Source organism: Leucobacter komagatae (assembly GCF_006716085.1).
Classification (GTDB): domain Bacteria; phylum Actinomycetota; class Actinomycetes; order Actinomycetales; family Microbacteriaceae; genus Leucobacter; species Leucobacter komagatae.
Genome location: NZ_VFON01000001.1, coordinates 148,823 through 165,078 on the forward strand (window position 1 = coordinate 148,823; position 16,256 = coordinate 165,078).

The window sequence follows — 16,256 nt, forward strand, 5'->3', positions numbered from 1 at the left end:
CGTCCGCCCAGTCTGGCACGTGGGCGCCGATTAGGCGGCGGCGGGCGCGTCTGCCGTGCGGGTGGGCTCGTTGCCAGGCTCCGAAATCCAAGCGAGGTAGCTGCCCTCGAGTTCGGTGACGTCGTAGCCCTCGCGCCGCAGCGCGCTCGCGGCCACGCTGTTTCGCACCCCACTCTGGCAGTACGTCACGATCGTGCCCGCGCCCTTCTCGGGCAGGTCGGCGAGGTTCCAGAGCACTCGGCCGCCGGAGAGCTGAGCCGCCCCCGGGATGTGCCCGTCGGCGTACTCTGTCTTGTTGCGCACGTCGAGGAGCAGCGCGCGGTCTACGGTGTCGAGGTTCGCCGGCGCGACGACCGAGGGACGCACCAGATCGAGCCCGTCAAGTGAGGTGATGAACCCACGCACGGAGTCGATGCCGACGCGCACCAGGTGATCCCGAATCGCGGTTGCCTCCGCGCGGTCTGCCGCGAGGAGCACGAGTGGGCGGTTCTCCACCTCGGGGTTGTACACCCAGGCGCCGTAGCTCGCGGCCTTCGCGATGCCGGGAACGTTGAGGGAGCGTGCGATCGTGCCCGTGTGTACCAGCTCGTTGTCTCGCGTGTCGACGAAGATGACGCTGTCGCCGGCGAGCGCGGCTGTCAGCTCGCTCGCCGAGTACTCGGTGAGCTCGGGGGCATCTCCGACGATCTCAGGGCCGACGCGGTTCTGGGTCTTCATGCGGCCGAAGTAGGCGTGAGCGTCTGGCTGGCCGCTGAGAAGTTCGGCGACAAACCCCTGCTGGTCATCGTTCTTCAGGTAGCGGCTCCACCACGAGAAATTCCGCTCGTAGCCGACCGTTGATGACGGGACGGAACCGAGCGCCTTGCCGCACGCTGACCCGGCGCCGTGCGCGGGGAGCACCTGCACGTAGTCGGGGAGGGTTAGGAAACGGTCGCGGAGACTCACGAACAGGTCTTTCGCGCCCTCGAACCTCGTGTCGACCCCGCCTGCGGCCTCGTCGAGCAAGTCGGGCCTTCCGAGGTCACCGACGAACACGAAGTCGCCGGTGAGGATGAAGCCGGGCTCGGTCGACTGCGCGCCGTCGGTCACGAGGAACGACAGGTGCTCGGGGGTGTGGCCCGGGGTGTGCACCGCCTCGACGGTGATGTTGCCGAGCGTGACCTTGTGGCCGTGCCGCATGCGTACGGCGCCGTCGAAGCCCGCGCCGTACGTCCAGTCAGGGCCGCCCTCGTCGGAGACGTACAAGGTCGCGCCCGTCCGCGCCGCGAGCTCGCGCGTGCCCGACAGGTAGTCGGCGTGGATGTGCGTCTCCGTGACGCCGGTGATTGTCATGCCGTTCTTCTCGGCAAGCTCAATGTAGACCTCAAGGTCGCGGCGCGGATCGACCACGATCGCCTCGCCCTTCGCCTGGCAGCCGATGAAATAGCTTGCCTGGGCGAGGTCTTCGTCATAGATGCGCTCGAGTAGCACGGTGAACTCCTTGGGGTGTGGTGATGCTTGGCGGGGTGAGAGCTAGTTGCAGCTGCAGCGGTCGGCGACCGCCACGCCCTCGAGGGCCTGCTCGATGTGTTCGCCACATCCAGCCCAGGTTGGCTTGTTGCAGTTGCTGCAGGTGACTCGTGCGCACATGATGATTCCTTCGGAGTGGGTCGTGTTTGGTGGGGATTTTCGGGCCGTTAGGCGGGGGCCTGCTCGGAGCCAGAGGCGGCGGTGGCCGCGGCGAGCTGCTTCCGCACGTCGTCCATGTCGAGATCGCGCGCGCCCTGAACGAGGTGCTCGAGCTGCTGCGCGGGGAGCGCGCCAGCCTGCGAGAAGACGAGGATGCCGTCGCGGAAGACCATCAGCGTCGGGATCGACGTGATCTGAAACTCGGCAGCGAGCGCCTGTTCAGCCTCGGTGTCGACCTTGCCGAAGGTGATGTCGGGGTGCTTCTCGGAGGCCTGCTCGAAGACCGGCGCGAACGAGCGGCACGGCCCGCACCAGGCGGCCCAGAAGTCGACGAACACGATGCCGTCGGCGTCGACTGTGGGAACGAACGAGTCGACCGTGAGGTTTGTTGTGGCCATGAGGCTGACCTTTCTGTCTGTCGGGGGAGTCGCTGCTACCGGGCGAACAGCCGCGCGAAGAAACCGGGCCCACGAGCGGCCTTCGCCGCTTCGATCTGTGCCTGCGTGTGCTTGCCGTTGCACCAATCTGATGCGGGCACGCTCATCTTCACCATGTCGACGTGCTGACCGCAGCCTGCCCAGGTGGTCTTGTTGCAGGTGCGGCACTTCGTCGGTCGACACATGTGGGTTCTCCTTCGTGGGCTGGGCCCGTTGACTTATACCCCCGGGGGTATTTCGGTATCGGACATAACTATACCCCATGGGGTATCCTGGGGGTCAAGTTTGATCCTGAGAGGGGCCCGCAATGTCAGAGGTAGTAGAAGGCGCCGAGCTGGGCGCGACGCCCGAGAAGGTGGCCGCCGCCGCTGGGGCTGCCGCCGCTGGGGCTGCTGCCGCTGGGGCCGCGGGGGCCGCGACGCCCGAGGCGAAGCGCAAGATCGTGAACCGGTTGCGCCGCGCGCACGGTCAGCTCGCCGCGGTCATTGAAGCCGTTGAGGGGGAGGCGCACTGCCGCGACGTGGTGCAGCAGCTCTCGGCGGTGACCAAGGCGCTCGACCGCGCCGGCTTTCTCGTCATCTCGACCGCGCTGCAGGAGTGCCTGGCTGACCCCGATAACGAGGACTCGGCGAAGCCCGAGGAGCTCGAGAAGCTGTTTCTGTCACTCGCGTAGGGTTGCGCTGGCTGAGCCTAGTAGTGGTATCTGGCCTGCAGGATAATGAGTTGCTCGCGGGTTACTAGATACACGAGTCGGTGCTCTGAGGTGATTCGCCCGGTGCTGCCAGTAGACGTAGTCCTCCCAGCCAGACGGATCCCAGGCGAGTTGCGCCTATACGCTCCGGTCGAGCTCGCGCTCCTCCCCGTGGGGTCCTTTATCGGAGCATCGTACCGTTCTGGTGTGCTGAGGGCCAGGGGCCTGGCCTTGTGACCGCGCGCCCCCGCGCTACGTCAGCTTGGTGACGAGGCGCTCGCGCTGGAAGGTCTTCGCGACCGCGAGGAACACTGCGACATCGATCGCGGCGATGACCACGACGGCGATGAGCGCAACCGGCGCGTCAAACAGCATGAGGCCCGTCGCCTGCCCGATGACGAGCGCGAGCACGGGCAGCAGCACGAGGACCGAGATCCCTTGCGCGCCCTGCACCGTCGTCGAGCGCCCCGACACCGCGACGATTAGCGTGATCGCGAGAAACGCGATGGCCGGCACAAGCAGGAAGACGACGATGAGCCACGTGACGTTCGGAAAGAACGCGCGGCCGACGACTGGGTTGCCGAGCACGTTCGCGATGATCGTGTAGATCACGAATGATCCCCACGTCACGACGACGGCCGGCACGAGCGAGGCGAGCACCTTGCCGAGCACGAGCTCGCGGTTCGTCACCGGCGTGTAGAGCAGGCCCTCGAGCGTGCGCCGCTCCTTCTCGCCAACGAAGCTTGAGCTGCCGATCACCGACGCGACCATGATCGGGATCATGAGAAACATCGGTGCCATGAAATACGTGAGCGCGGCGTAGACGACGATCCCGCCGGTGTTGAGGTCGGGCGGGAGCACCCCGGCGGGAAGGTTGTCGAGGAACGCATCGAGGCCGTTCACCGACGCCGTGAGCACCGGGCTCCTCCCGAGCAGTGCGATCGCGGCTGGAAACACCGCGGCGAAGAGGATCGGGACGACGAGGAGCGGCGCGATGGCCTGCTTGTTGCGGAGCACCTCGCTCAGGTCCTTGCGGGCGATGGTCAGGATCCTGCGGCCGTTCATCGTGCAGCCTCCCGCTGTGACTTGATGACATCGAAATAGAGGTCGCCGAGCGTCGGCGTATCTGGGACGACGGCGCGGATCGCCGCGCCCCCTGTCGCGAGCGCCGCGACGGCGGCCTCGACGGCGGCGTCGTCGGCGAGGGTGAGGGCGAGGGATCCCTCTGTGGAGACGGCGGCCTCGCCGCCCGGAACTGCGCGGGCGACGAGCGCGGCCGCGGCGCTCCCGGTCGGCCCGGAATCGCCGAGGCTCACGGTGACGCGGCGCCCGGGCCAGCGCTCGCTGATGAGATCGGTGATCTGGCCCCGCGCGACCATCTCGCCGTGCATGAGGAAGCCCGCGTCTTCGCAGAGTTCCTCGAGCCCGTGCAGCTGGTGGGTGCAGATGACGAGGGTCGTCTTGCCCGACGCGATCATCTGCCCCAGGTAATCGATCAGCTCAAGCGACGCCTCGGGGTCGAGGCCAGCCGTCGGCTCGTCGAGAAACAAGAGCTCGGGTTCGTGGATGATCGCACGGCCGACCGCGACCTTCTGCCGCATGCCCTTGCTCAGGGTTCCGGCGAGCGAGCCAGCCCGGTCGGCGAGCCCCAGCACCTCGAGGAGCTCGGCGATGCGGCCGGGCAACTTCGCCTTCGGCACCCCGTAGAGCTCGCCCCAGATCTTAAGGTTCTCGTGCACCGTGAGCGTCTCGTAGAGGTTCGTGTCGGTCTGCACGCCGACCCGGCTGCGGAGGCGGTCGCCCGACTCGAGCGTGAGCGGTTCACCGAACAGCTCGACGCTGCCCGCCGTCGGGGCGAGTATGCCGTTGAGGAGGCGCACGATCGTCGTCTTGCCCGAGCCGTTCGGCCCGAGTAGCCCGAATGCGCGCCCGCGGCGCACCTCGAACGACGCGTCCGACACGGCCGGGAAGTCGCCGAAGCGCTTCGAGAGGCCGGTCGCGCGGAGCGCGGCTTGGGCGTCGATGTCGTTGCGGTGCATGCGGTGACCCTTCCCTGGGCGGGCTCGTGCCCACCTGCTGCAACTGTATTACGGTAGTGATACAGATTGCAAGGGGTTGGGCGGCGGATGGATTGCGCGCCTTGCCGGGTGAGGTTTTTCGTTATACGTTAATAACATGGCTGAGAACGAGACGATCAACGGCGTGCCAGTCAGCGAAGCACAGATCGCTGCGTGGGCCGCCGAAGCCGAGGCGGGGTACGACATTGCGGCGCTCAAGAAACGTGGCAGGGGCCGGCCCGGTCGCGGTGCCGAGCCCTCTCAGGTGGTCGCATTGCGGCTGACCCTTGCCGAGATTGCAGCGCTCGATGAGCGCGCCGAGCGCGAAGGGAAGTCCCGGTCTGAAGTGATCCGCGAAGCGCTGCATCTTTCGGTGCCGTGAACGTTCACAGCTCCGCGACGAAGCACGGGGTGCTGCCCGAGGATGCTGAGCGGGCCGCGAGCTGGGCGCTCTGGGTGGAAGACCTGGACGAGAATAGCCCGGCACGTCAGCTCCGGTTGGGCTTTGACACGAGGGGCCGCTTGCTAGAGACGGTCGTCCTAGTGTTTGACAGTGGAAATGAGCTCGTGATTCACGCAATGAAAGCACGCCCCGGAATGATCGAGTTGCTGCCGAAGCAGTGACGGGGTGGCTCACGTGTGGCTTGGTCGCCACCTCCGCGCCTCGCCTGTCAACGACTCCACTAGTTGTGATCCGACTCATTGCGGCACGGCCTCCCCAAATGCGGCGGTTGTGACGGATTTGATCAGTAGCTGGGCAGCGAGAATATCGATCTTCTCACTCCCAGAAAGTGGCGGCTCTTCGTCAAGCAGGGGGATTTGATTTCAACGTAGCGAACAAGATCCGCGCGGCTGCACCTAGCCTCTCGGTATCCTGACAAGGGTGGAGAGTGCGCATCTCAACCCATGTCGACGCTGACCGAGCTCACGAACGGAATCTCATGGAATTTACCCTCGACGATCTTTCATTGGCGTTTCGAAAGGCAAAGGCAGACCTCTTCTATTCAAGCAATTCCAGGCCATTTGAGTTGCTTGAGTACGAGGAGGATCTCCTCTCGCGCTTGCGTGACCTGCGCGACAAGCTCAACGGCGATGACGAGTTGTGGGTCACTGAACGAAAGTTTGTCGGGGGATACTTTGTGGTTCCCGCCGGATTCCAATGGGGCGGCGATAGTCACACTATGCAATCAGGCGTGGTTCGTTCGTCACCATACGAAGAGTGGCGGGCACGAGCCGCAGACAAGTCCGCCGTGGGTGCTGCGACCTTCCGGCTTATGAATGCGTGCAGCATTGATATGCATGTTCTTAGTGCCCTCTGGGTGGGGCATGTGGGAGCACTCTTCGACGAAAAGTTGGAGCGCAGTGTGCGGGGCAACAGGTTACGTCGGACCGAATCCGGTGCCTACAACTGGTATTCGATTGGCAGCACGGTGCCTTACCTTATGCCCTACAGTTCTTGGAAAAGTGATGGTTTCGACGCCATCGAAGAAGGCCTCGCGTCTGGTCAAGCTATGACAGCTTTTACCGCAGATGTTACTGCGTTCTTTCATCGGATAGACCCGCAGTTCCTTGGGAGCGAGAAGTTTCAACGCGACGTGCTTGGCGTCAAACTCGAACCAAGGGAAGACAAGCTGAACCGGCTCCTGCTCTCAGCTCTGAGCGCCTGGGCTGCGCACCAGACAAGGCGAATTGGCGAAGAAGTCCGCGGACTGCCGGTCGGGCTTTCTGCAAGCGGGGTGGTGGCAAACCTGGCGCTAACTGAGTTGGACCGACTCATCGAAGAAGAAGTTAAGCCTCGGTACTACGGCCGCTACGTGGACGACATCATCTTGGTGCTAGATGGGAAGGGACATTTCAATTCAGTTGAAGAAGCATGGCGATGGCTAGCGCAACGGACCGCGCGCAGTCAACGTCCCGCAACCCTGGGGTGCGACGACCGGGGAGGGGCCTTCGCTTCCGACTATTTGACGGGCTCTGAGTTCAGATTTGACAGTGAAAAGAACAGACTTTTCCTGTTGGATCCGGATACTGCTGAGAGCATGCTTCGTGGGATGCGTCATGTCATCGAAGAGCGCTCGAGTGAATGGCGAATGATGCCAGTCTTGCCCGAAGGATCAGACGATATCTCTCAAGTCTTTGCGAGGGCGAGCCAGCTCAATGGGGATCCTGCGGGGAGTCTCGGTGAGGTGACAAGCGTGGCTACTAGCCGCTCGGCGTTTGCACTTGTCCTTCGTGACTTTGAAGCGTTTTCTCGTGACCTTCCGCCACAGGAGTGGCAGGCGCAGCGCTCGAAGTTTTTCAAAATGGTTCGGGAACACATCTTCACGCCGTCGAGACTGTTGGAGATGGACCAGTATGTGCAAAGGGTGCTGTCACTCGCCGTTGTTTGCGGAGATCGGGGCAGCCTCTCAGCGTTGGTACGCCGGATGGTTGGTGTCTTCCTAGAAATCACGGAGGGCGGTTACGCGTTAGAGGCCAAAGGTATGGCGCCCCAGAGGGTTCCCTTATTCGAGAAGAAGCTCAAGGGAATGTGGGCCAGGCATATTCGAGAGCAAGTGTGGCGGGCAGTGTACTTATCAGGCCCGCCGGTAGAGGAAGTCCTGCAAGAGCTCGCCGAGATTCTGGCGTCGTTGCCAGCCACCAGGCCAAGCGCAGAGACGTTGGGCTCCTTGCGGCTAGTTGAATACGAACGGCTTCAGGCGCGCGACTTGGCCATGAGGCCAGCTCGGCTGCGGTGGTTCCCGCGGAGTATGAGCCTCCCCAGCGAACGGGCGGATGCTGCTCCTCGACGTACGCAGGCCGGAACTGCCGTACTCGAAAGGAAAACAGTTCCGCGTAAGCTCCGCCGGCCACTGGCTGAGCTTGCCAGTGTGCTGCACCTCGCTGGCGATGAGCCGGAAATCACTGCGTCAGAGTTCCTCGCGCGGAACCCAGCTCTCGCTTTTCCCACCCGACCGCTCGACGTGGGTGAGATGCTTGCCATATCAAGATTCCTGTCCAAAACCGAGTTCGGCAATGACGAGAACGAGGAAGAACTGGGGAAAGTCGCCGATTGGGTGTTTGCCACCCGAGGGTTCACATTCGACCCCGATCTCGGTGAGGGGATGCGCGTTATTGACGAGAGAGGCAGGAAGACAGTTTCGTTGCGAAACACTGCTCCGTTTGGTTCCTCCAAGCCGGTCCCTGAAGGAGCTTCAAGTGCGGAAAGGAAAAGAGTTCTTGCCCTCTCGATGTACGAGACTAGCGAGGACAGCGTGATCGCCGCCCTTCACGGGGCCCCGATGCTCACCGGGGATCGATATCGTTCGTTGGCGCGAATCGTGAATGCGACACTCGAACTCGAAGACAAAGCAGACTATCTCATTCTGGGAGAGCTGGCGATTCCGTCTCAATGGTTCTTCCCGGCTGCCCGCAAGCTCATGGGCGTCGGAACTAGCCTGATCGCCGGAGTTGACTATCTGGTTGATGATGAAAAGCGGACAGTGAGAAACCAGATGTGGTGCGCATTGGTGAACACTGAATTTGGGTTCCGAACACTGGCTACGTTTTCTCAAGACAAGCAGATTCCTGCGCACAGCGAACGAAGAAATCTTGCGGCTCAGAATGGATATCGACTCGAGCCAGAGAACCAGTGGCGGTTTCCACCCCTCGTCAGCCACGACGGGTTTTATTTTTCAATGGTCATTTGCAGTGAGTTGACGAACATTGAATACCGGGCCTCTTTGCGCGGCGACATTGACATGTTGATTGTTCCTGAGTGGAACCAGGACTTGCACACGTTCGAGCCTCTGGTTGAGTCCGCGGCGCTCGATATTCATGCGTACATCGCGCAAGTGAATAACCGGCTGCATGGTGACACAAGGGTCAGGGTGCCGGCCGGTAGCGAATGGAAGCGGGATGTGCTGAGACTTCGCGGTGGCATGCATGATTATGTCGTTGCGGTAGAGATCGACTGGCGGTCGCTTCGTGCATTTCAGACACAAGAGTCGTCGTCTTCTAAGGCTTACAAGCCCTTGCCGGACGGATTCACATTGGCGGCGAGAAGGGGAACCGTTCCAAGGAAACGCGACGTGTAGCCTGCGGATTTGCGCTGTATGGTGGCCAGGACGTCACAAGGTGTTCTTGGGGTGTGCCCCACAAATGTCAGCCTATTGAGGTCGGCAGCGTTCCTCGTAAGAGATTGAGCCAAGCGATCATGACAATAAGGACTCCGTCGGCCCGGTGCACGATCCCAAGCCTGAGACACCGGGAGCCGAGCCTGGGGCGCTGTCTCAGGCTACAATAGCCGCGTACCACCACGTTCCTGCCCTACTTTTCCCACCGTCAAACTTGGTCGGTCTCGCGCCCTTGAGTCGCGTCGCTTCCCGCTTGCCCGCTGGTCATGCTGTTCGGTATGTACAGTTGCGATTCTAGGCTCGTGCATGTGGAGACGGCTCGCGCTATGAGCCCGCTCTAGCTGCCAGGATCGCGTCAGTCTGGTAGGTCGCCCGCAGCGAAACTGCTCCACGAGGGGTGAACACCGGCGAAGTTCCCTTCGAACTCCACCGATATGAGCGCCAAACGGCGGGCCGCAACCGTCGGCCTTCTGGGTGTCTCTGTTGGCAGACAATCCCGGGAATGGTCAACCGGATAACCAGACGAACTGGTTCGTGGATTCTGTAGCTTGACGCAACTCCTTCGTCGACGTGTCACGTTCAGGGCGTGCTGATGCGCGCGAACGATGGTGGAGTCCATAAGCACTAGTCAGTCAGTCAATCCCGCGCGATCTGAGAGCCCATGCAGACAGTGCTGCATTCGCCCCAGATCCCGTCATCGGACGTGCGCCTGAGTTGCAGCCACATGCCGCCTGCCACGATCCGAATACCTCAGACAGGTCCCACCGTGCGATCCCGCGCTGACGCCGGCAGACGGTTCCCGCGGCCATTGTGTCGAACTTCGGCGAACAGGCGGCCTTGCTCGCCCCTAAAGCTAGGCGTCAGGCTTGACGAGAAGTCCCAGCGGTCCTCTGTGGGGAGCTTGCCTCGAGCCGTAGGACCACGACTCCAGCTCCACCAAGAGTGCTCACGGGGCACAATCTAGGAGCTGGCGAACTCAGACCGCGGGAAAGTGGCGATAGTGTGTTCAGCGTACTTGTGGACTACCGCGCGGGCTCAGTTGGGGCGCGGGTAATGCCCTGGCCGGTTTCTTCGGCAGCGACGCGCATGAGCTTTTCGAGTATTTCCATGAGGTGGATTTGATCGTCCGGCGTGAGAGCTTGCAGCAGCTTTGACTCGCGTTGGTTGCGCTCGAGGAAAACGCGCTGATACGTTTCCAGGCCCTCTTCGGTCGCTGTGTGCACGACTGCTCGTCCATCGTGCGGGGATGTTTCCCTGCTAATCATCCCGTCGGCGAGCAGCGTGCGCACGGCAGACGAGACTGCGGCTCTACTCATGCCGGTAAGCCCTGCGATGTCCGATTGGGTGAGTGGCCCGCAGAGGGTGAGCGTGAGCATGATGCGTTGCCCTGCGGTGGAGAGTTCTCCCGTGCGCGAGCCGTGCTCTGCGCGTGCGAATTCGCCAATCGTTCCCGTGGCTCGACGCATTCTCATCACTAGGCGTGATGCTTCGGCGTCGACCCCCGGGAAGTGTTCAGGGAGCTGTCCATAAGCGAAGTGGGTGAACCACCAATCCGGGAGAACCGCATCTTCGCGCTCTGATCCCGCGTCGTCAATCCACATCGCGTCACCTTTCTAGGGTTTCCCTGATCGTATAGGAAGCGGCGCCCGTTGGGTTGTGGCGGGTGAGCTTCTCGGTCAAATATAACAAAACAAAGTCTTGACTAATTAGTCAAAGGGTTGAATACTTTGAGGTGCCTGACTTGGGCTGCAAAGGAGGAACCCATGACTATTAAACGATCACTGAAGATCTCGTCCCTCGCGGCGGTAGCCGCGCTCATGCTTGCCGGTTGCACCGCGGCAGACAGCGAGAAGCCGGCGGCGAGCGCCGAAGGGGAGGCGAGCGCGTTTGCGCTTCCGACCGAGCTGCGAAAGCCCACGGGCGAGTTTGGCGCGCTCAAGGATCTCGTCCCGGCGGACGAGGACGGTGTCTGGATTGCTGCAGGTTCCGGGCAGGTGGCGCCACTGCAGTATGTCCCTGAAGGAAACAGCGAAATCATCGGCATTGTGGCCGACCTTACGGCCGAGTACGCGCACCGTCTCGGGCTCGAACTCAAGATTGAACAGGTCTCGGGCGGCGGCGTGATGCCGGGAGTCGAATCGGGCCGTTACGACGCTGCCCTTGCGTCGGGCGACTTCATTGAGCGGCGGGGCACGGCGTCGTTTGTTGACATCCTCAAGGGCGGCACCGCGCTCATTGGCAACGCCGCGGCGCCAACCGATATCAGCGGCGTCGATGCGCTCTGTGGTCACTCGCTCGCGGTCACTATTAGCTCAATCCAGCAGACGCGCGCAGAAGAAGAGAACAAGACCTGCATCGACGCAGGGAATGATCCGATCGACGTTCAGCCCTATGACACGGTGCAGGCGGCAGTGCTTGCGGTGCAATCGCAGCAAGCTGAGGTCGCCTGGTCTGATATCTCACCGATCAACGTGATCCTCGCCGAGACTCCCGGAGTATTCGAACTCGTGGGAGATCTCATGTGGTACGCCCCCTACGGGGTCGCAATCTCGGTTGATCGGCCCGAGATGGTTGAAGCCGTGCGTGCTTCGCTGCAGAGCATGCATGACGACGGGACCTACCACGAGATCCTTGAACGGTGGGGGAGCGAATCGCTTGAACTCGATGAGATCGTCGTTAACGGTTCAGAGTTCTAATGTCTGCAGCTCAACAACCGGCCCCTACCGGGCCGATTGAGATCGATCTCACTACACCGGATATCGGCAGGCGGCGTCTCTCCTGGTGGATCTGGGGAGGCGTTGGGGCCGTGGCGCTCGTTGGCGTAGCCAGATTCATGATCGTGACGCCTGGCTGGCAATGGAACGTGGTTGCCGAGTATCTCTTCAAACCCGAGATCTTGCGCGGTGTGATGAATACCATCTGGCTGACCGTGCTCTCTGCGATCACGGGTCTCATCGCGGGTGGCTTGGTCGCCTTCCTGCGTATGTCTGAGAATCCCGCGTTTCGTGCCGCAGGAACCGCCTTCATCTGGTTGATGCGAGCGATCCCTGCACTCGTAGTGTTGCTCTTCATCTTCTTCATGGGGGCGTTGGTGCCGGAGTTTACCTTTGGGATCCCCTTCACCGACGTAACGTTTTTCTCTGTCAAGACGAACGATGTGATTAACAAGTTCTCGGCTGCGCTGATTGGCCTGACCCTGATCCAAGCAGCGTACGTCGGTGAGATCTACCGTGCGGGAATTCTCTCGGTTTCGAAAGGACAGTACGAGGCCGCTGGTGCGATCGGGATGACTCGCGCGCAGGCGATGCGACGCATCATCATGCCACAGGCAATTCGGGTGATCATTCCTCCGCTGAGCAATGAACTCATCACGCTGTTCAAGAGCACTTCGCTGGTCTCGGTCATCGGGTTCACTGAACTTCTGACCTCGGTGCAGCTTGTCTACGGCCGCACCTACCAGACGATCCCAATGCTGCTCGTTGCCTGTCTGTGGTACCTGCTCCTCACCAGCGTTGCCATGGTTGGACAAAGCGCGCTCGAGAAGCATTACTCAAAGGGATTTGTGCGCCGCAGCAAACTGAAGACCCTGGAGGTTCCCGCATGAGTACCCCCGTTGTGACGGTCCGTGGACTGATCAAGAAGTACCACGACACTGCTGTGCTCCAGGGCGTGGACTTGACGCTGGACCGGGGCGAGGTGCTGAGCATCATTGGGCCGTCTGGCTCGGGTAAGTCAACTCTGTTGCGCTGCCTGAACCAATTGGAAGAGGTAGACGGCGGTGAGATTCGCCATGGAGACGAACTGCTTGGAATAGAAACTGTCCGCGGAAGACTCATGAGAGTGCGTGAGAAAGACGTGGTCAGACAGCGGCGTGCGTTCGGGATGGTGTTCCAGCACTTTAATCTCTTCCCACACATGACCGCTCTGCAAAATGTGATGGAGGGGCCAACCCAGGTTCGTCGCATGCCGCAGGCTGATGCTCGGGCCCTTGCCTTGGAAGAGCTCAAACGAGTCGGCCTCGCCGGTCATGCAAACCACTATCCGGCCGAACTCTCGGGCGGTCAACAGCAGCGAGTGGCGATTGCCCGGGCGCTTGCCATGCGCCCGGAGATCATGCTGTTCGATGAGCCAACGAGTGCACTTGATCCGGAGTTGGTCGACGAAGTTCTTGACGTGATTCGCGGCCTCGCCGCCGAGGGAATGACGATGGTGATCGTCACGCATGAGATGAGTCTCGCGCAAGAGATTTCCGACAGCGTCGTAGTGATGGATCGCGGTCAAGTCGTTGAGGCTGGCCCGCCCACGCAGATCTTCCGCGCCCCGCGGTCGGAACGGACGCGCCGGTTCGTGGCCAAGCTCATCGCAGCTCAACAGAAAACAGAAGAGAAGGAGAATCTATGAACACCGCACGACTTGGAACCACTGACGTTGAGGTTTCGCGACTGTCACTCGGATCTTGGTACACGTATTCAAGGCTGAGTTTCGAGGCCGGGGTTGAACTGGTCCGAACCGCCCTCGACAACGGACTGACCTTCTTCGACGTGGCGTACTACCGGAATTCTCCTCATACGGAGCTCATCTTCAGCCGGCTGATCCGTGAGGCGGGGGCAAAGCGGGAGGACTACCAGATCGCTGAGAAGCTCTGGTACTTCTCCTACCCCGAGGAGTCGCTCAGTGACCAGGCGAATCGCATGCTGCGTCGGGTTGACGAGGAGTTTGTAGACACGCTGATCATCGAACACCCACGCCCGGGAATGAGCGTCGAGAAGCTCGTCGACGAGATCACGGAGATCGTTGCTGATGGCCGTGCCCGTAGCTGGGGTGCATTGAACTGGGTTCCCGAAGACTTGATGCGGGCTCATGATCACGCCACCGCAAACGGCGTGCAGGGCCCGGCTCTTGCCCAGCTGAAGTACTCCATTGTCCGGAGAAACGTTGTCGAAGAGCAGTATCGCCAGGTTGTTGAGCAGACTGGTATGAGCATCCACGCGTCCGACACGATGGAGGGTGGCATCCTGGCGGGCGTCCTCAATCCGGAGCGTCATATCGGCATTGACGTTGGAGAGATCCGCGAGCAGATCAAGGGCACCGTGCCCAAGGTCCTCGAGGCAGCACGGCGTCTTGACATCACGCCGGCCCAGTTCTCGCTTGCATGGTGCTTGACCAACCCACAGGTTGCGTCGCTGCTCTTTGGCGCGACTCGCCCAGAGCGACTCATCGAGAACATTGAGGCTGTTCGAATTGCATCAGAACATGGCGCCGAGATTCGCGCCGCGGCCGAGGGGCTCGGCATTGACGCGCACGCCCTTGACGCGCCGTACACCCATGACCGCCCCCTGATTGGCGACTACGTCGCGTAATCTCCGCCCAGGAAGGCTACGCGTCGACTGAGCACTGGTATTTCCACCCGCTCGGTGAGAAGGCCAGGACCTATGTGGAGGTCCTGGCCTTCTTCTTTTGGCTTGGCATATTGGCCGCGTGAGAGGGAGCGCTGCGTCACCCGCCCCCAAACACGCAATCTCACCCGCGAAAGGGGGTATCGACCCCGCGAAGCCCCAGGGATCATGAGGTCATGGGCAATGGAGCACAGATTTCTTACGCGTCGGGTACGAGCATGACACCGCTGAAGGGGCAGACCATCGGCGAGATGCTCGACGAGATCACCGGCCGGTTTCCTGACAACGAGGCGCTGGTCGAGACGTTCACGGGTAGGCGGTGGACCTTCTCAGAGCTGAGAAGCGAGAGCGCCAGGCTCGCGGCAGCGCTGAAGAAGCGCGGCGTCACGAAGGGCGACCGGGTCGGCATCTGGTCGCCGAACTGCGCCGAGTGGGTGTTCACGCAGTACGCGACCGCGATGATCGGCGCGATCCTCGTGAACGTTAACCCGGCCTACCGCACGCACGAGCTGAAGTACGCGGTTGAACAGTCGGGCATCACTCTCATGGTGAGCGCCGTCGAGTACCGCACGAGCGACTACGCCGGCATGCTCGCCGAGATCGGGTTCACCGACGTGCTGTTCATCGGCACGAAGGAGTGGGACGCGGCGCTCGCAGACGCCGAGCAGCACCCGCCGGCACCGGAGGCGATCCCGCTCACGTTCGACGAGGCGATCAACATTCAGTACACGTCGGGTACCACGGGCTTCCCGAAGGGCGCGACCCTCACGCACCACAACATCCTGAACAACGGCTTCTTCGTCGGCGAGGGCGTCGGCTACACCGAGACCGACAGGGTCTGCCTGCCGGTGCCGCTCTACCACTGCTTCGGCATGGTCATGGGCATTCTCGGCGCGCACAGCCACGGCGCCTGCATCGTGCTGCCCGCGCCAACCTTCGACGCCGCGACGACGCTTGCCGCCGTCGAACAGGAGCGCTGCACCTCGCTGTACGGGGTGCCGACGATGTTCATCGCCGAGCTCGGGCTTGAAGACTTCGCGAAGTACAACCTGAGGAGCCTCCGCACCGGCATCATGGCGGGGTCGTCGTGCCCCGCCGAGGTGATGGAGCAGGTGATCGCCGAGATGCACATGAGCGAGGTCGCGATTTGCTACGGCATGACCGAGACGTCGCCCGTGTCGACGATGACGTCGGTCACCGATGACCTCGTCGCGCGCACCCAGACGATCGGCAAAGTGATGCCGCACCTTGAGGTGAAGATCATCGACGAAGACGGCCAGGTCGCCCCCGTCGGCGAGCCGGGCGAGCTGTGCACGCGCGGCTACTCGGTCATGCTCGGCTACTGGGGCCAGGCCGACGAGACCGCCGAAGCGATCGACGCGGGCGGCTGGATGCACACTGGCGACATCGCGACGATGGACGAGAACGGGCGCCTGCAGATCGTCGGGCGGCTCAAAGACATGGTCATCCGCGGCGGCGAAAACATCTACCCGCGCGAGATCGAGGAGTTCTTCTACAGGCACCCCGACATCGCTGACGTACAGGTGATCGGCGTGCCAGACCAGCGTCTCGGCGAAGAGCTCATGGCCTGGATCGTGCTCCGCCCCGGCGCCGGCATTCTCACCGCCGAGAGCCTCCGCGAGTTCGCGGCAGGCAAGCTCACGCACTTCAAAATTCCGAAGTACGTGCACGTCGTCGACGCGTTCCCCATGACAGTAACCGGCAAGGTGCGCAAGGTCGAGATGCGCGAACTTGCCACAACAATGTTGGCCGGCGTTTGAACGTGCGTACAAGTCACCGGAGGTACGGTGGACATGACTGCGCGATAGCCCTAGGCTGGCTCGCACGGCGCCGAAGCCGTGCGGATCACCGAGGCTGGCGCGGGCGACAAG

The 16,256-nt window shown here is 62.1% G+C and carries 16 protein-coding genes; 9 read left to right on the forward strand and 7 right to left on the reverse strand.

Going from position 1 to position 16,256, the window contains the following annotated elements:
- Positions 1 to 30: 30 nt before the first annotated feature.
- From FB468_RS00650 to FB468_RS00660, 3 genes are all read right to left on the reverse strand, one after another.
- Complete coding sequence (locus FB468_RS00650) at positions 31 to 1,470, reverse strand: MBL fold metallo-hydrolase (protein ID WP_141885646.1); 1,440 nt, start codon at positions 1,468 to 1,470, stop codon at positions 31 to 33.
- A gap of 206 nt (positions 1,471 to 1,676) precedes the next feature.
- Positions 1,677 to 2,066, reverse strand: a complete 390-nt coding sequence (trxA, locus tag FB468_RS00655; protein ID WP_141885647.1) for a thioredoxin — start codon at positions 2,064 to 2,066, stop codon at positions 1,677 to 1,679.
- Positions 2,067 to 2,101: 35 nt separating this feature from the next.
- On the reverse strand, positions 2,102 to 2,290 hold the full coding sequence (locus FB468_RS00660; protein ID WP_141885648.1) for a hypothetical protein: 189 nt from the start codon (positions 2,288 to 2,290) through the stop codon (positions 2,102 to 2,104).
- Positions 2,291 to 2,544: 254 nt separating this feature from the next.
- On the opposite strand from FB468_RS00660, the gene FB468_RS17325 reads away from it, so the two are divergent.
- The gene (locus tag FB468_RS17325) at positions 2,545 to 2,778 is read left to right on the forward strand and encodes a metal-sensitive transcriptional regulator (protein ID WP_246055919.1); all 234 of its coding nucleotides are present in this window, start codon (positions 2,545 to 2,547) and stop codon (positions 2,776 to 2,778) included.
- Between the two features lie 17 nt (positions 2,779 to 2,795).
- Here the strand turns inward: FB468_RS17325 and FB468_RS17625 are convergent, their stop codons facing one another.
- The 3 genes from FB468_RS17625 to FB468_RS00680 all read right to left on the reverse strand — a co-directional run bounded on the left by FB468_RS17625 (position 2,796) and on the right by FB468_RS00680 (position 4,835).
- Positions 2,796 to 2,852: a hypothetical protein gene (locus tag FB468_RS17625; protein WP_425460815.1), complete on the reverse strand. Its 57-nt coding sequence runs from the start codon at positions 2,850 to 2,852 to the stop codon at positions 2,796 to 2,798.
- A gap of 196 nt (positions 2,853 to 3,048) precedes the next feature.
- Positions 3,049 to 3,861 (reverse strand): ABC transporter permease subunit, encoded by an 813-nt coding sequence (locus FB468_RS00675; protein ID WP_141885650.1) that lies wholly within the window; start codon positions 3,859 to 3,861, stop codon positions 3,049 to 3,051.
- Positions 3,858 to 4,835: an ABC transporter ATP-binding protein gene (locus tag FB468_RS00680; protein WP_141885651.1), complete on the reverse strand. Its 978-nt coding sequence runs from the start codon at positions 4,833 to 4,835 to the stop codon at positions 3,858 to 3,860. Before FB468_RS00680 ends, FB468_RS00675 begins: the two co-directional genes overlap by 4 nt.
- A gap of 136 nt (positions 4,836 to 4,971) precedes the next feature.
- Between FB468_RS00680 and FB468_RS00685 the strand changes: the two genes are divergently transcribed.
- From FB468_RS00685 to FB468_RS00695, 3 genes are all read left to right on the forward strand, one after another.
- Positions 4,972 to 5,235, forward strand: coding sequence for a ribbon-helix-helix protein, CopG family (locus tag FB468_RS00685; RefSeq protein ID WP_141885652.1), 264 nt, complete (start codon positions 4,972 to 4,974; stop codon positions 5,233 to 5,235).
- Positions 5,232 to 5,477 (forward strand): toxin, encoded by a 246-nt coding sequence (locus tag FB468_RS00690; RefSeq protein ID WP_141885653.1) that lies wholly within the window; start codon positions 5,232 to 5,234, stop codon positions 5,475 to 5,477. The genes FB468_RS00685 and FB468_RS00690 overlap by 4 nt, the downstream gene beginning before the upstream one ends.
- A 317-nt stretch (positions 5,478 to 5,794) precedes the next feature.
- The gene (locus tag FB468_RS00695; protein ID WP_141885654.1) at positions 5,795 to 8,929 is read left to right on the forward strand and encodes an RNA-directed DNA polymerase; all 3,135 of its coding nucleotides are present in this window, start codon (positions 5,795 to 5,797) and stop codon (positions 8,927 to 8,929) included.
- A 1,061-nt stretch (positions 8,930 to 9,990) separates the two neighbouring features.
- On the opposite strand, the gene FB468_RS00700 is transcribed toward FB468_RS00695, so the two are convergent.
- On the reverse strand, positions 9,991 to 10,440 hold the full coding sequence (locus tag FB468_RS00700) for a MarR family winged helix-turn-helix transcriptional regulator (RefSeq protein ID WP_170219594.1): 450 nt from the start codon (positions 10,438 to 10,440) through the stop codon (positions 9,991 to 9,993).
- A gap of 291 nt (positions 10,441 to 10,731) precedes the next feature.
- Here FB468_RS00700 and FB468_RS00705 point away from each other — a divergent pair, with 291 nt between their 5' ends.
- From FB468_RS00705 to FB468_RS00725, 5 genes are all read left to right on the forward strand, one after another.
- A complete protein-coding gene (locus FB468_RS00705) occupies positions 10,732 to 11,664 on the forward strand; it encodes a transporter substrate-binding domain-containing protein (RefSeq protein ID WP_141885656.1) in 933 nt (310 codons plus the stop codon).
- Positions 11,664 to 12,572: an amino acid ABC transporter permease gene (locus FB468_RS00710; RefSeq protein ID WP_141885657.1), complete on the forward strand. Its 909-nt coding sequence runs from the start codon at positions 11,664 to 11,666 to the stop codon at positions 12,570 to 12,572. The genes FB468_RS00705 and FB468_RS00710 overlap by 1 nt, the downstream gene beginning before the upstream one ends.
- Entirely contained in the window at positions 12,569 to 13,369 is an 801-nt protein-coding gene (locus FB468_RS00715) for an amino acid ABC transporter ATP-binding protein (protein ID WP_141885658.1), read from the forward strand. The genes FB468_RS00710 and FB468_RS00715 overlap by 4 nt, the downstream gene beginning before the upstream one ends.
- Entirely contained in the window at positions 13,366 to 14,328 is a 963-nt protein-coding gene (locus FB468_RS00720) for an aldo/keto reductase (RefSeq protein WP_141885659.1), read from the forward strand. Before FB468_RS00715 ends, FB468_RS00720 begins: the two co-directional genes overlap by 4 nt.
- Positions 14,329 to 14,540: 212 nt before the next feature.
- Positions 14,541 to 16,145 carry an AMP-binding protein gene (locus FB468_RS00725; RefSeq protein ID WP_141885660.1) on the forward strand — a complete coding sequence of 535 codons (1,605 nt, stop codon included), beginning with the start codon at positions 14,541 to 14,543 and terminating at the stop codon, positions 16,143 to 16,145.
- The last annotated feature ends 111 nt before the right edge of the window (positions 16,146 to 16,256 follow it).